This window comes from Kiritimatiellia bacterium, assembly GCA_026417735.1.
In the GTDB taxonomy this organism is placed as follows: domain Bacteria; phylum Verrucomicrobiota; class Kiritimatiellia; order PWTM01; family PWTM01; genus CAACVY01.
Genome location: JAOACR010000014.1, coordinates 112298 through 127303, shown reverse-complemented (window position 1 = coordinate 127303; position 15006 = coordinate 112298). Strand labels below are relative to the sequence as shown.

The following is a 15006-nucleotide window of genomic DNA, read 5'->3' as shown; positions in this document are numbered from 1 at the left end:
GCTCAGCGGCGCTCCGGTTTCAGTTCGGCGGGGTGCTCGACGAGCGTCCCCAGCGTGTGGCGCAGCGCGTAGGCCGCCAGTCGGGCGGTGGACGCCGTTTCCACCGCTCGCTGCGTGGCGGCCGCATAGCGCGTTTCGCCGTCCGACAGTGCGAACGCATCACCCCGACCAAGTTCGTAAAGCCGGCGCACAAGCCTCAACTGGGCCTCGGCCAGTTCCCGACTGCGTGCGGCGATCGCCGCCTCCGTCTCCGCGCGTCGGCAGAAGGCGAGCGCGTCCAGCACCTGCCTCGCAATCGCATCGCGACGCATTGCCACCGCCTCGTCCGCGGCGATCTCATCCAGCACGGCCTGACGGCGCGCGATACGATCCGCGGCGCGCCAGGGAAAACCGTCCACCGCAAAACCGGCGAACCAGTCGGTTCGTTCGTCCTCGCCGATCGCGCCCGCGTCCAGCTCGTAAAGCGTGCGGCGCAGCGAAACGCTCAGCGAAACATCGGGCCAAACCCGGCGCTGCGCGAGCCGGCCGCGACGGCGTGCGGCATCGGCGTCGGCCTCGGCTTGGGCGAGGTCAAGACGGTTGGAGATCGCGATCGCGACGGCAAGCTCCGGCGTCGGAAGGGGTGCGTCCAGTCTCGGCGGCGGCTCCAACGGCCGGTCTGGGGACAGCGGTACGCCGAGCAGATCGGAAAGCTCTCGGCGCCGCGCCTCCCGCCGCTCGTCAAGTTCGGCGATGCGCGCCCGGGCCTCCTCGAGCGACTGTTCCATCCGGATCACGTCCGCCAGCGTCGAGCGTCCCTGCCGTTCGCGCAGTCGGACCAGCCGCACCAGGTCGCTCAACCGCTCGGCACGTTCGCGCTCGAGACCGATCTGTGCCTCCAGCCGCACGAGCACCTCGATGCATTCGATCAGTCGGAGCACCAGATCTGCGCGCTGCTGTTCCCAGTGCCGTCGCTCCGCCGCGTACTGTTCACGGCCCTCCGCCAGCGCCGCCTCGTGCACCTCCCGACCGAATCGGCGGAAGAGCGGTTGTTCGACACCGATCGAGACGGTGCGCTCGCTGGCGCCCGTTCCCTCGCGCTCGATGACGGCTGCGGATGCGTTCAGACGCGTACCGACCCGGGTGGGCTGAACGATCTGGAACCCGAGCGTCCACTGTCGGTCCGAACCCAGCCCCAGGCCCTGAGCCATCGGGGAGGCGGTCGGATCGAACTGTCGCTGCGCAGCTTCCACGTCGAGCGCGCGGCGCATCACCTGCAGCTGGCCGACGGCGAGCGTGCGGTTATGCGCAAGCGCGGTCGCAATCGCCTCATCCAGCGTGAGCGGAGCGACGCCGGATGCGCCCGCCGCGGGCAGCGCTGCGCTGACCAGCACCCACACCGCGGACCACCGGCGTGCGGGTCCGCGGGAGACGTGAGCGGGAACTTGGCCGGTCATCCGCATCGGAGCTGACCTGTGCTCAGTATGCGCAGCGCAGGGGAGCGAAGCAACGTGGTGCAGAGGCAGGTGGCTCTCGGCGATCGGACGGCTCGTGCCTTTGCCGTCCCGCCCGGTCGGCGCGCTCGTCGTACGACCATCTATCCGGGTGTCTAGGCGGACAGAATGTGCCGCCGACGCTCCTGCACCAGCCAGATCACCCAGCCTAGCAGCCAGGCCATTCGGCCGGCGACCGCCAGATGCAGCGGCGTGGGGTCGGGGCGGTACTCCCACACGATCCGATGGCGGCCGGCGGGAATCCGCACGCCCTGCAGCAGATAATCCACCCGCAGCAGCGGGGTGGCAGCTCCATCCACGCTCACGCGCCAGTCCGGGTCGTACCGGGTCGCCCGAACCAGCAGCGTATCGGCGGCGCACTCGACCTCGATCTCCGCTGCCGCCGGCTCGTCGCGAAGCACTCGAACGACGCGGGCGGTGCCTTCGATCGAGGGCGGTGAACCGGACGTGATCAGTACGGATTCGGTGAGCGGATCAAACTCGTTGGATCTCAGCACAGCGAGCGCTCGGCGCTCCGCATCCGCGCCGTTCTCCAGCGCATGCACGCGCACTGGGAAAAACCATTTCGGCCGCGCGCCGCCGAACTCGGCGATGCGAAGGACCTGTTGCTCCACCGGCAGCCCGGTGACAAGGCGAAGCGCTCCTTCTGGCGTCGACACCATGCCGCAGCTCCAGATCTCGCGAAAACGTCCGCGGTCGCCGTCGAGCTGATTGAGCTGCTGTGTTCCGCCTGGAAGCGTGACCACGTAGCGAATCGCCCCCAGGGTCCACAGCCGCAGTGGCTGTGCCTGCAGCGCGCTGAAGAGCGCGGCGTAGTCGGTGGGCATGCGGGAGACACTGACTGGGTCGAACAGGTCGCAGCCGGCCGCCTGCAAGTAGGTCATGCGCAGGTGGTTGAGCGCCGGATGGCTCTCCGGCAGAAGCTTGAACCGGCCAGTGTTGTGCTGCTGGCGAACGAAGTCGGTGAGCGGGTTGGGCTCCAGCAGGTGCCGCCACGGGCGGCCTGCGACGAAATAGCGGTTCACGGTGAGCAGATCCGCCGTACCAACCACCGCCAGTGTGGCAAGCACCGCGGGCGCGGCACGGCGGGCGCCCGCGCCGTGACGTCGCCAGAGTCGGGCCGCGACGCTGAGCAGCGAGGCGACCAGCAGCACGCGGATCGACGAGCCCACGGCGGTGGACCACGCAGCCCGGATCTGCTCCGGTGTGTAGCCCTCGAGCGCCATCTGGTTGCGGAAGGCGTCCTGGCCGATGAGGGTGCCGGCGAGCAACACCAGCGCCAGTCCGGTGATCGTGCCGGCGGCGCGGGCCAGTGCGCGCTGCCATGCCGTCGCGTTCGTGCGGCCGGCGGGTTCCGCGCGGAGCGCCTGCAGGAGCGCGTCCAGCGCAACGCCGAGACCGAGCGCGGCAAACAGCATGAACGGCATCATCCATTTCTCCGGGTTGCGGATGGTGTCGAGGTACGGCAGCGAGAACACCAGCCGGTACACCGGCGTGTACCGCCCCCAGGCCAGCACAAGGCAGCCGATCGCGCCGCCGAGCGAGAGCACAGCGAGACGACGGCGCGCGGGTTCCAACGCGCCGATCGCCAGCCAGCCGGCCAGCAGCAGCACTGCCGGCACCACCCCCAGGTGGTAGCCGGTCATCGCAAAGTTGCGGAAGCCGCGATTCGGCTGATCGGGCGACCAACCGGGCGTGCGGCCGATCCGCCCACGGTACGGCGCTGCGCTGGAGCGCACGCTCGCGCCGTAAAAGGTGCCCGCGACAAGGTCCCACGTTTCGTTCGGCGGCAGGCTCCACTGTGTCGCCCAGTCATAACGCGCCGCGGGCGATTCTGCCGCGCCCTGCTGCACACCCTCAATCTGCGTTGCGAACATCACACTCAGCGTCTGCAATGCGAGCGCCGCACTCGAGGCGACAACTACTGCAAACCGTCCAGCCAGCGGCCCCCACGCCCGCAGCAGGGTCGGCGTCGCCGGCCAGTGCAGCCACAGGAACGCGGCGGCGAGCGCCAGTGCAAAGAAAACGCCGATGTCCGGCGTCTCCGCGATCGCCAGTCCGAGGCACCCCCCGCCGAGCGCGTACGACAGCCATCCGCGCCGCCGGCGACCACGTTCGAGGAATCCCAGCGCCAGCGTCGCGAAGCCCAGCGCGCCCCCCCGGACCGTCAATCCCAGCACCGCAAAGCTAAACACCGCGCCACTCAACATCACCGCGCCGGCAGTGACCGCGGCGGCGGCGCGGCGAATCCCGAACTGGCGCAGCGTCCAGTACACCGCGCCGGCCACCAGCGTGAGCATCAGCAGCACCGCCTCGCGTCGGTAATGGTGCGGGCCGAACAGCCACTCGCCGAGGCTGGCGGAGCAGAGCGCAAACTGCTTGCCGCCCTGGCCGAAAAAGAACTGGTTGTCCCACACCCGCAGCAGCGCACCCGGCAGCGCATAGGCCGGACTCAGCGCCGACTCGATGTTGCCGTCGTTGAAGTCGAGCACTCGGTCCGGACGCAGCAGCACCGGCGAGAGCGCGATCGCGGCCAGCAAGGCGAACATGCCGAGCAGCACCACGCCGAACCATGGCCGGCCGGAAGTTTCAACGCCGCGGTCAGACGGGTCGGAAGTGCTCATCGGGCGGTCCTTCGTCCGCGGACATGTGTTCATGCGGACGGCGTGCAGTGTAGCATCCGTGGGGGAGAGCCGCGACGCGTCGGCCGGCGACCGACGCCGCCCCCACAGGTGATCGGCGCCAACCACGGCTGCCCGTTCAGCATCCGCGGACCGGAGTACCGCCTCACGGTGGCGCGCGGAACAGTGGACAGAGCACTTCGAACACACCGGCTTCTGTGCATCGAATGGGCAGGCAGGGAGCCGGCGGGTCCCCTACTCGAGCAGCGAGCGGCAGCCCTCGCAGGGGTCACCTCCCTCGGGCGCTGGGTAGTGCGCGGCAGTCCAGGCGGATCATTGCCGCGGTGGTTGCCGGCTCCCGACGACGGCGATCGTCGGACCGAGGGGATGCGGTCGACGCGTTACCTTTTGCGCTTCGCGCGCGACGTCAGGCCGCCGGGGGGCGCAGCGCCTCGGGCGGCGGATCACGGTGGCGACCAGCGCGAATCGCGGCGATCCACTCGGGATGCTCGAGGTACCAGCGCACCGTCTGTTCGAGCCCCGCGGAGAAGGGGGTTTGCGCGCGCCAGCCGAGCTCCGCTTCGATCTTGGAGCAGTCCATCGCGTAGCGGCGGTCATGGCCCGGCCGATCGGGAACGAACGTGATCAGCGACCGCCGCGGGCGTCCCCCCGGCAGGGGTGGCGCCAGCCGGTCGAGCAGCTCACAGATCCGCCCGACCACCTCGAGGTTGGTCATCTCGCAGCGGCCGCCAATGCAGTAGGTCTCCCCCTCAGCGCCGCGTTCCAGAATCGCGTGGATCGCACGGCAGTGGTCGCGCACGAACAGCCAGTCGCGGACGTTCTGGCCGTCGCCATACACTGGGAGTGGACGGCCCTCGAGAGCGTTCAGGATCATCAGCGGGATCAGTTTTTCTGGAAACTGGCGCGGCCCGTAGTTGTTTGAGCAATTGGAGATTGTGATCGGAAGTCCATATGTGCGATGCCATGCACGCACGAGGTGGTCGGCAGCCGCCTTCGAGGCGGAGTAGGGGCTGCTGGGTCGATAGGGCGTTGCTTCCGAAAACGCACCCTCCGGGCCGAGTTCCCCGAACACTTCGTCGGTGCTGACGTGATGAAAACGCCGAATTCGCCCGAGACGGGCACGGCTCGCCTCAAGGAGGTGGAACGTGCCGAGAATGTTCGTGGTGATGAAGTCCTTCGGCTCTGCGATCGAACGGTCCACGTGTGATTCCGCGGCGAAATGGCAGATGATCTCCACCTCGAACTTGTCCAGCGCCCATTCTACGGCGGCGCGGTCGCGGAGGTCCGCGTTCACCAGTTCGAAACGGCCGCCCCATTGTGCCTTCAGGCCAGCGAGGCTGCCGGCGTGCGCGCCCGGCGCGAACGCGTCGAACACGACCACCCGACCCGGGAAGCCGGACTCCTCCAGCAGGTAGTGGACGAAATCTGAGCCGATAAATCCGGCGCCGCCGGTGACCAGCAGGGTCGTCACGCGGCCTCTCCCCGTGCTTCCCGAAGGAGATCGGCGCGGTGGCGTTCAATGAACTCCTCGAGGTCCTCCGCCCACGGGCGCATCCGATTCAGGCCGATCTCCGCGAGCCGCACGTTCCGCAAAATGGTGTTGGCGGGGCGGCGGGCCGGGGTGGGGCGGTCCCGCAGCAGGCAGTGCTCCACGATCGCCTCGACCCCCATTCTGCCGAGGAACAGCTTTGCGAGCTCGTACCACGTCGCATGGCATTCGCCGGCGGCGTGGAACAGCCCCTCGGGCTGGTGTTCGATGATCGCGGCGATCTGCACCGCGAGGCGACGGCTCCAGGTGGGGCAGCCATACTGATCCGACACCACCCACAGCGGCTTGCCCGGCTCCGCGAGCGCGCGCGCAAGAATCGCCTTCAGAAAATTGCGGCCATGCCGACCGTACAGCCAAGCGGTTCGCAGGATTGCGTGACGCGGCGCGACCTCACGGATCGCCTGCTCACCGGCCAACTTCGTGCGACCGTACCAGTTGATCGGCGCGGGGACGTCGCGCTCGGTGTACGCGAGCGGCGGCGGACGCGCGCCGTCGAAGACGTAGTCGGTCGAGATGTGAATCAGAAATGCGCGATGCAATCGGGCGATCTCCGCGACGATCCGCGCGCCATCCGCGTTGACCGCATGGGCGAGCTGGCGCTCTTGTTCTGCGCGGTCCACGTGCGTGTACGCGGCGCAGTTCAGGATCACGTCCGGTCGGACGCGCTGCACCCAGCCGCCGACCGATTCCGGCCGGGTCACGTCCGCTTCCGGCAGATCGGTGGCGATCACCTCGTGCGTGGCTCGCAGCAGCGCCTCGCAGTCGCGACCCAGCTGCCCTCGGGCACCAAGGATCAGCACTCGCATGGGGCTCCGCTCTGTGCGGCCGTCCTGCGCGCCCCCGCCGAGGGAAGCTTCACAACTTGGGTTCCCACCCCGGCCGGTAGTCGCGTTTCCAGAGCGCCATCGCGGCCGGGTTGTCCCGCACCCGGCCGGTCACCGGGTCCACGTGAATCATTGAACCCGTCCGAATCGCCATGTTGCCGTAGTGGCAGAGCATCGTGCTTTTTTGCCCCTCTTCAATCTCCGAGTTCAACTTCGCGCCGTCGCGAATCGCCGCGCAGAGATTGCCAAAATGTTCGAGTTCGCCGCCGGGTCCGCGCACGACGTCGCCGGCGACGCCACTTTCGGTCTGTGCCACCTCCTTGCCGTCACTGTCGTAGATCCTGTGACCGGCGTCGCTCAGCACCAGGCGGCCCTGCTCGCCGTAGAAGGCGACGAGAGGAAGCGTTTCTCCCTTTCGCGGATGGCTGCTGCTTTGTTCCCAGGTGACCAGCGCAGTCCCGAAGTCGAACGCCGCCACCCCGGTGTCGGGGGTTTCCTGATCGTCGTCGGCGAGATAGCGACCGCCGCAGTAGGTGACCTTGAGCGGGCGGTCCACACCGAGCGCCCAGCGGGCGAGGTCCAGCGTGTGCACGCCGTTGTTGCCCAGCTCGCCGTTCCCCCAGTGCCAGAACCAGTGCCAGTTGTAATGAATCACGTTGTCGCGGTACGGCCGTTCCGGCGCAGGGCCCTGCCAGAGGTCGTAGTTCAGCCACTCGGGCACGGGGGCTTCCTTGCCGCGCCCGATCGGCGGACGAAACCGCGTGTAATAACACCGGGCGGTCAACACGCGGCCCACCGCGCCAGACTTCACCGCCTCAATCGCGGCGATGATGTTGCGCATGCTCCGCCGTTGGTTGCCCATCTGCACGAGCCGCCGATGGTGCCGGGCCGCCTTCACCATCATCTCCGCCTCCCACGGATTATGGCTGCCCGGCTTTTCCACATACACGTGCTTGCCAGCCGCACACGCAAGAATGGTCGCCGGTGCATGCCAGTGGTTCGGCGCCGCAATCGAGAGCACATCAAGCTCTCGATCTTCGAGCACCCGCCGGACGTCGTCGCTCGTTTTGGGCGCGCGGCCGGTTGTTTTTTCCACCTGCGCCGCCGCCCGCTCGAGCGCGCGCCGGTCCACGTCGCAAACCCAGGCGATCTCCACATCCGGCTGACCGGCCCAGCCCTTGATGTGGTCCATCCCCCTGCCGTTTACGCCCATGATCGCCACCCGGAGCAGCCTCGAGGGGGCCGCGCGGGAGAGCAACGCGGGGCCCACCGTGCACACCGTGGTGCCGAACGAAAGCCCCGTACGAAGAAACCTGCGGCGATTGATTGCAGTCCTCATAACTGCAATGATAACGCGATCGAGTGACACATGAAAGCCAGACGAATTCTGCAGAGCACGTTGGGGGCGATGGGGTTGGCGAGTTTTGCCCTTCGCGCGGAGGCGGCGGAGGAAGCGCCGCTGCGGCTGGGGCTGATCGGGCTCGACACTTCCCACGTTGTCGCGTTTGCGAAGATTCTGAACGACCCGACCGCGTCCAATCATCTGCCCGGTGCGCGGATCGTCGCGGCCTTCAAGGGCGGCAGCCCCGACATCTCCGCCAGCCGCGACCGGATCGAAAAGTTCACTGAAGAACTCACCAACCGATGGGGCGTCGTGCTGGTTCCGACCATCGAGGAGCTATGCCGGCAGGTCGACGCGGTGATCCTGACCAGCGTGGACGGGCGCGTGCATCTGGAGCAGGCGCGGCCGGTGATTGCCGCCGGCAAGCGGCTGTTCATTGACAAGCCGATGGCCGCCTCGTTGCGCGACGGGCTGGCGATCTTCCAGCTTGCTCGGGAGAAGGGCGTGCCGGTGTTCAGTTGTTCCTCGTTGCGGTATGGGACCAACACCCAGGCCGTGCGGAAGGGTGCGGTCGGGCGCGTGCTCGAGGCCGAAACCGAATCGCCCGTGGTGATTGAGCCGACCCACCCGGAGCTCTTCTGGTACGGCATCCACGGTGTCGAGTCGCTCTTCACCGTGATGGGGCCGGGCTGCCGCTCGGTCCGGCGCCGAACGCTCGAGGATGGCCGCGTCGAAGTCGTCGGGACGTGGACCGACGGTCGCAAAGGGACGTTCCGGCAGTCGAAAGAACAGTGGGGATATGGCGGACGCGCAAGAGGGGAGCGGGGTGAGCAGCCGATTGGCGAATCGGCCGGCTACGTGCCGATGCTCCGCGAGGTTCTGAAGTTTTTCAGAAGCGGCGTTCCGCCGGTGCCGGAGGAGGAAACGATCGAAATTCTCGCCTTCATGGAGGCGGCGGAGCTCAGCCGGCAGCGCGGCGGCGACGAAGTGGAACTGGCGGAGGTAATGCAACGCGCCCGCGAGGAACTGGAGCGCCTGGCACCGCGCCGCTGATGCGGCGGTGAGAACGGCCACCGGGCGACTTGCGCGGCGCTCCGCAGCGGAGAGCCCGCGCCCGCGCAATGCACCGCCTGACTCGCGGTCCCCTCGCGGTTCGGCTCCAGCGCAGCCCTGGAGCATCGAATGTGCCCTGACCTCCGGTCCCGACCGGACCAGCCGACCAACGCGGGCGGTGTCCCCGGTGGAATCGAACGCGACGACATTCCCCCACTCCCCACGGGGCGGTGACGGCGGCACCGCTCAGCGAAAGACCGCTTCGGCCGCGGCTTCGCCCGCCCGAGTGCCGATGCCGCCCAGGAAAGCCCCGCCCGCCGCGCCGATCGCGCTCGAGACGACCTGCTTCAGGCGTCCGGACCAGCTGTTTTTGCGCTGTTCCAACGCCTCTTGCTCGGACGCCGCGAGCTTCTCCGCCTGTTTCTTGAGTGCCTCAGCTTCCGCCTGCGCAGCGGCGGTTTTCTTCGCGGCAAGCTCTTCCTCCGCCGCACGCCGCTCCTCTGCGACCTGCTGCATGCCCGCCTGCGCGACCTCCAGCGCCTTCTCGCGACGTGCGGCGCGGGCGCCACTCAGCGCCTCCAAGCCGGCCGCAGCCGGTTCCTCACTCGCGACGAATGCGCCGGCCGGCGCCTCGGCCTCGCGCAGCGGATTGTCGGATCGCGCGGTTTGCCGGACCAGGCGGGGCGGCGCGTCGCTGGCGGGCTGAACGGCGACGGGTTCGGTTCGGGACAGCCATGACCGTAGCGGCGGCACATCTTCGGAGCGCTGCCGCAACTCGAGCCAGGTCTGCACCTCGCCGACGAAGCTGGCCGCCTCCGCGACCTCGGCGGAAAGGCACTCCTCCACCATCGCGCGCCGCAGGGCCGCGTAGTCGCGCGGAATCGGGGAGACCCGCAGCTGCTGTGCGAGTGTGGCCAGCCATGTCGCGTCGCCGCGCTCCTCGGCGGCGATATATGCGGTGGCGAACCCACCAAATTCTGACTTCGCTCTGTCCCCGAGCGCGTTTTCCAGCTCGCTTCGGATCGAGTCGTACACCGCGCCACTCCATGCCTCTGCTCCCGTGGCGACCTCGCGCGCGACGTCCGACGGTGCCGAGGCGGCCAGCTGCCGCGCATCTGCGGCCGCCTGAGCGGCGATGCGGTAGCGGAACAGCGCCCGAAGCAGCAGTGCCCGGTCAGAGTCTGCCGCTATGGACCCAACGGCGAGCAGCCCTGCCGCAAGCCATCTCATCTGGCGTCCACTTGTGATCATGAGGACCTCACGGATTCGCCTCGACCGCGCGCAACGTCAGCGCGGCGGGTGTCATTTCCACCACCTGCAGCTTCAGGCCCTCCGGCGGCTGCAGCACCAGCGCTTCGGCCAGCTCCTCCACCGGCACGCGGCATGAGATTCTGAACACCGCAAGACCCTGCGCGTAACTTCGCTGCGTCACCTCTTCGATGTGCTGCGGACGACCGCGCAATACATCGCGGATCGCCTTCAGCTTCCACACCTGGTCCACGCCGCCGACCGTCACATCGAGCGGTCGTCCCGCCGCCACGTTGGGTGACCTCCGCGGGGGCGCGCCGGAGGCGTTCCATTGTTCCAGCATCTGCGGGATCAACGCTTCGAACGCCTGCCGGCCGGCCTCCCGCAGCGCCTTGGCGCTGCCTGCAACGTCGTCCAGCCCCACTACGGAAACGTCCTCCGATGCGGAGGCCAGGTTCACCGAGTTGTCCGTACGCACCGCGCGCAGCGTGACCACGGCCTGATACGTGCGAAGATTCGTGTCCGCGAGTCGGCGCGCCGACGGCTTCGCAACCGCCTCGCCCACGATGATTACGTCGGCGCCGAATTCCCGCCCGAGCGCCGCGGCGCCACGGTCGTCGCCGGCGCCGCGCAACGCCTGCTGCACGCGCTGAAGATTCGCGCGAACCATGTCCTGGTCCACCGACTCAACTCGTCGTTCGCTCAGCATTCGTACGCCGATCGCTTCGACCTCCGAGGTGGGGATCGTCCCGAGACTCTTCTCGTCCACCAGCACCATCACGCGGGGCGTGCCGTCCCCCCCCGCCGCCACGGCGCCGATCACTGCGGCTACCCTCCAGGCCCACCACACCGACGTTGGTCTCGTGCTCATCGCTCTCCCGCGCTTCCGGACGGTCGACGCCCCTCGAGCCGGCGCAGGCGTTCGTCCAGACGTTTCACTTCCCGTTCGATGCTCTCCATTCTACGTTCCAGTTCCTGCAGCCGCCGTTCGATGTTGTGGGATGGCGAGGGGGCCTGTGTTGCGCGCCCCAACCGAACTTCCAGCGCGCGAACGTTCTTTTCGAGCATCTCGATCGCGTGCTCAATGTGTTCGGTTCGGCGGCTGTCATTTGAGGCGGTGCCGGCCACTTCGCCCGAGCGGAACACGTTCGCGACCGCCTCGCGGTCTTCCGCAGCCGTCGCGGCAACGGCCACGCCGACGAGCAGCGCCGCCCAATGCTGGGCAACAACTGATCGGCCCGGCGCCACCGTTTAGTTCCCCTTTCCCGCCTCGGCCTTCGCGCGTGCGGTGCAGGTCTCGCAGGGCAACGATGCGGGTGCGGAGGCGCGATCGCCCTGATAGAGGAGGCTACCGCAGCGCGAGCAACGGATACGGATGCAGTGCGGACACTGCGGGGCGGGGCGATCGCGCCGCGCCCAGCCCGTGCGGCCACAGATCCCGCAGGTGGTCGTATAGCACATCGGGCAGCTCTCGGGCTCCTGCCCGCGCGGATAGTTCTTGGAGTATCCACATCGCGGGCAGTTCATCGTCACGCAGTAGGGGCACTGGACGCTTTCGCCCGGCGCCGCCTTCACTGGTTTTCCGCAACCGGGACAGGTCACGGTGACGCCGCCCGTGCCCTCGCCGGACAATGTCGTGCCATCATGCGCGCCGGAGGCGGAATCATCACGACGGCTGCTGTCGCGGTGCTCTCCGCGACCACCTCCGCCGTGCGACCGCGCTCCGCGGCTGCTGCCGCCACTGGCAGATGAGACGGTCCGCGTGGCGCCTCTTGCCGACGCGCCGCCAGCCGATGCGGTCACCGGCGCGCTTCCGGCGGAGGCGCCGGTGGCCGGAGCACCACCGGCGCTCTGGCCGTCCTTGAATATCGAGTTGGCGGCGGCGTCCGCGGCGGCCTTGCCCAACGACTGGCCCGCTGCCGTCAGACCTTTTTCGACCGCCTGCTGGACTCCGTCGGCAACGGCTTTGCCCCAACCGCCCTCCCGATTGGCGCTGGCGACGTCGGCGGCCGACTTCTGGCTCGACGTATGCGCCTCCCGGCCGGCGGCATCCACCAGCGTCCGCGCATCCCGCGCAGCAGCGTCACCGCGGGTGGAGGCGTGCGCGAGATTCTGTTGACCGCCCATCAGACCGAGCGCTCCCTGCGTCTGGGCGGAAGTTTTCTCGCTCCGGCCGTCGATCAGGCCCCCGAGACCGCCGGCCCGTGAGCTCGCATCGCCGCGGCTGGCCGTCGCGCCCGCCGCCGGCTCCGCGCCAGCCAGACCGCCGCGCGCACCGCGTTCGGCGGTGTAGGAACCATAGTTGCGACCTGTTTTCTCCCACCGGTCGCCCTGCTTCACGTATTCAGTGCCGTCGCGCACGACGATCGTGTCACCGTCGCGGTACTGTCCGGCATCCACCCGCTCGCCGGCGTCGTTGCGCGGTGCCTCCCTGTCTTCCTTCGAAGGGCCGCGTTCGCGGCCCGCGGTCGTCGGCGGCGAGGGGGACGGTGCGACCTCACGATCCGGGGGACGTTCGCGGGCTGACTCGGTGCGTTCTTTCTGCGGGCCGCTCCGGGCGGAGGTCGTGCGCGCGTCCTTTTCACGACTTCCTCCTTCGGTCGCCGTCCCGGCAGCGGAGATGCCACCCTTGGAAGAGGAACGCGCGCTCTCGAGCACGTCGCGCAGCTGTCCCCGTGTCCCCTTGCCGCCCGCATGGGTGATGTAGTCGCCGGCCACCCGCCGGGCGGTCTCCGGATCGACACCCTTTTCGATCAGCTTCTCGGCGAGATCCTGTGCAGCGCGGCCCTCGCGTTCGCGATCGGTCTCTTTCACCCCGATCAGTTCCTTCCCCTTTTCCGCAAGGTGTTCCACGCCGGCCTTCAGGTTGTCCTTCGTCAGGTTGTCTTTCTGTTTCTCGATCAGCTCGCGGGCGACCCCTTTCTCGGTCAGCCCCGCGCCGATCTCCGCGAGGTCCCGGCCGGTCTGAGTGACGAAGTTTTTCGCCTTCTCCGCGCGGTCCGCGATTCCCTGCGCGACCTCCTTCGTGTTCGCGACCACTTCCGAACCGTAGTTGTTCAGGGAGTCGCGCCAGCCAGGATCCGGCGACTCACCTTTCGGTGGCGTTCGGCCCGCCCTCTCGTAGGCGTCGCGCAGCGGCCGGTCATCACCGCGCGCGCGCGCCTCCATGATCGCCTCCACTTCGGCCTTTGAGAGCCCGCTTTGCCGAAGTTCCACGCGCATACGCTGCTCCAGCTCCGCTTCGGCCGCCTGGCGCGCCTGTTCTTGTGCTTCATTTTTCTCGGTGCGGTTCTTGCCCAGGCGCTCCTCGAGCATTCGGCCGGTGGCGAGGGGACCGCCCGCCAGCCCATCCGCGGTGTTGACCACACTGTCCCGCAGTTTCCCCATGTCCCCGTCCTGGATTGCCTTTTTGGCGTCGTCCGCACCTGCGAGGATGTCCACTGCCTGCATGCCCTTTCCAACGGTTTCCAGCGCTTTGCCGACTCTGCCCGGCACGCGGTCGGGGGTATCGGAGGGGCCTCGAGGTGGGGCCTCCGGCGCATCCGAGGGGCCGCGAGCCCGGCCTTCGGGCGCATCTGTGGCGCCGCGTGCGGCCCCCTCCGGCGTGTCCGCCTGAGTGCCGCGTCCCCTGCCGAGCACCTGGGCCGCCTCCGCCTGACCCGACGCCTTGCGGATGATCGACTCTGGCGTTTCGCCCATTTGCGCGAGCCGGGCCCGTGCCTCTTCCGGCGAAATGCCGTCCGGACCGACCTGTCCCAGAATCCGCATGCCCTCCTCCACCCGCGGATCCACCCGCCCGCCCGCCGCTTCAACGCGGGGTCTGGTGATGCGCTCGTACTGTTTGGCGGCCTGGTACATCTGGTCGAATTCGTGGTGCGCTGCCTGAACGGGGTCGCCCCGGCCTCGGGCGGCATCCGACTCGTTTCGCGCCGCGTTGCTCTTGTGCTCGATGGCGCGGGTCAGTTGTTCCGGATCACGGAGTGGTTCGCCGGGCCGCGGCGGTGCGTCCGGTGTACCGAGAATTCTCTGCGGTTCATTGTAGGCTTCCGGGCTTCGGCCGCTGGTGGTCTCGACGCGCTGGCGTCGTGCGACACTTTCCGGGGTTGCTCCCTTGCCAAAGGTCTGCTCGCCGCCCGCGGCGTGGTAAAACGATTCCTCGACGATGCGTCGTGCGCGGCTTGGCGGAAGATCCTGTCCGCGCACCCGGACGGTGACGTCCCAGTCCTGGGGGCTGGTCGCCGGCGCGTCCGGGCTGCGCCAGTTGCGGGGTTGGTAGATTTCGACATCGTCGGCGGTGACGGGCGGCTTGTCGGGGTTTGCGCGGTTCCATTCTCGCGCCGCCGCCTCGCGCATCTGCCGGGTCGCCTCGGTGCGGATCTCGCGCACCACTTGATTGTTCGCCTCCACGAGATCCGGGCGGTTGCGGTTGATGTGGTGGATCGCCAGCGGGTCCGATTGCAAGTCAAGGGCGCTGCGCCGGATCCGCGCGGGATCGCCGGACTGCAGCGCCGATTCAAACTCCCGCACCCGCCGGTTTGCCTCCGCGCGCGCCCGTTGCCAAGCGGCTTCGCGCTCGGGATCGCGCGCCGCGGATGGGGCGGCCGCCGCCCCGCCACTCTCGCCCGCGCGATGTCCGGCCGTGCCCACGGGCGCCCGATACCCCCCCGCGTTCTCCTCGCGGTCCGAGCCGGGAGGACCGGCGGCGGACCCGACCGTTGCCGAGAGGATCGTCAGGCAGAAAACCGTTGTAGCGAACACGGTGTGCCCGGTCCCGGGCCGACCAGACTCCCCCTGGAACTCAACCGCGTTCATGATGCTGATCCTCCCTGTACGGCTTGCCGCCGAACACGTTCAA

General features: G+C 68.6%; 10 protein-coding genes. 1 reads left to right on the top strand and 9 read right to left on the bottom strand.

What is annotated here, in order from left to right:
• Window positions 1-2: 2 nt before the first annotated feature.
• The 5 genes from N2652_07715 to N2652_07695 form a co-directional block, all read right to left on the bottom strand.
• Window positions 3-1442, bottom strand: coding sequence for a TolC family protein (locus N2652_07715; GenBank protein MCX7819075.1), 1440 nt, complete (start codon window positions 1440-1442; stop codon window positions 3-5).
• Between the two features lie 146 nt (window positions 1443-1588).
• A complete protein-coding gene (locus N2652_07710; GenBank protein MCX7819074.1) occupies window positions 1589-4117 on the bottom strand; it encodes a YfhO family protein in 2529 nt (842 codons plus the stop codon).
• Window positions 4118-4541: 424 nt separating this feature from the next.
• Window positions 4542-5606: a dTDP-glucose 4,6-dehydratase gene (rfbB, locus tag N2652_07705; protein ID MCX7819073.1), complete on the bottom strand. Its 1065-nt coding sequence runs from the start codon at window positions 5604-5606 to the stop codon at window positions 4542-4544.
• Window positions 5603-6490, bottom strand: coding sequence for a dTDP-4-dehydrorhamnose reductase (gene rfbD / locus N2652_07700; GenBank protein MCX7819072.1), 888 nt, complete (start codon window positions 6488-6490; stop codon window positions 5603-5605). Before rfbD ends, rfbB begins: the two co-directional genes overlap by 4 nt.
• A gap of 49 nt (window positions 6491-6539) precedes the next feature.
• Window positions 6540-7847: a Gfo/Idh/MocA family oxidoreductase gene (locus N2652_07695; protein MCX7819071.1), complete on the bottom strand. Its 1308-nt coding sequence runs from the start codon at window positions 7845-7847 to the stop codon at window positions 6540-6542.
• Between the two features lie 30 nt (window positions 7848-7877).
• On the opposite strand from N2652_07695, the gene N2652_07690 reads away from it, so the two are divergent.
• Entirely contained in the window at window positions 7878-8903 is a 1026-nt protein-coding gene (locus N2652_07690) for a Gfo/Idh/MocA family oxidoreductase (protein MCX7819070.1), read from the top strand.
• Window positions 8904-9149: 246 nt separating this feature from the next.
• Here N2652_07690 and N2652_07685 read toward each other — a convergent pair whose 3' ends face one another.
• The 4 genes from N2652_07685 to N2652_07670 are packed head-to-tail and all read right to left on the bottom strand — an operon-like array spanning window position 9150 to window position 14963.
• Window positions 9150-10154: a hypothetical protein gene (locus N2652_07685; protein ID MCX7819069.1), complete on the bottom strand. Its 1005-nt coding sequence runs from the start codon at window positions 10152-10154 to the stop codon at window positions 9150-9152.
• A 7-nt stretch (window positions 10155-10161) separates the two neighbouring features.
• Window positions 10162-11022 (bottom strand): hypothetical protein, encoded by an 861-nt coding sequence (locus N2652_07680; protein ID MCX7819068.1) that lies wholly within the window; start codon window positions 11020-11022, stop codon window positions 10162-10164.
• Window positions 11019-11399 (bottom strand): hypothetical protein, encoded by a 381-nt coding sequence (locus N2652_07675; protein ID MCX7819067.1) that lies wholly within the window; start codon window positions 11397-11399, stop codon window positions 11019-11021. Before N2652_07675 ends, N2652_07680 begins: the two co-directional genes overlap by 4 nt.
• Window positions 11400-11402: 3 nt before the next feature.
• The gene (locus N2652_07670) at window positions 11403-14963 is read right to left on the bottom strand and encodes a hypothetical protein (GenBank protein ID MCX7819066.1); all 3561 of its coding nucleotides are present in this window, start codon (window positions 14961-14963) and stop codon (window positions 11403-11405) included.
• Window positions 14964-15006 lie beyond the last annotated feature (43 nt).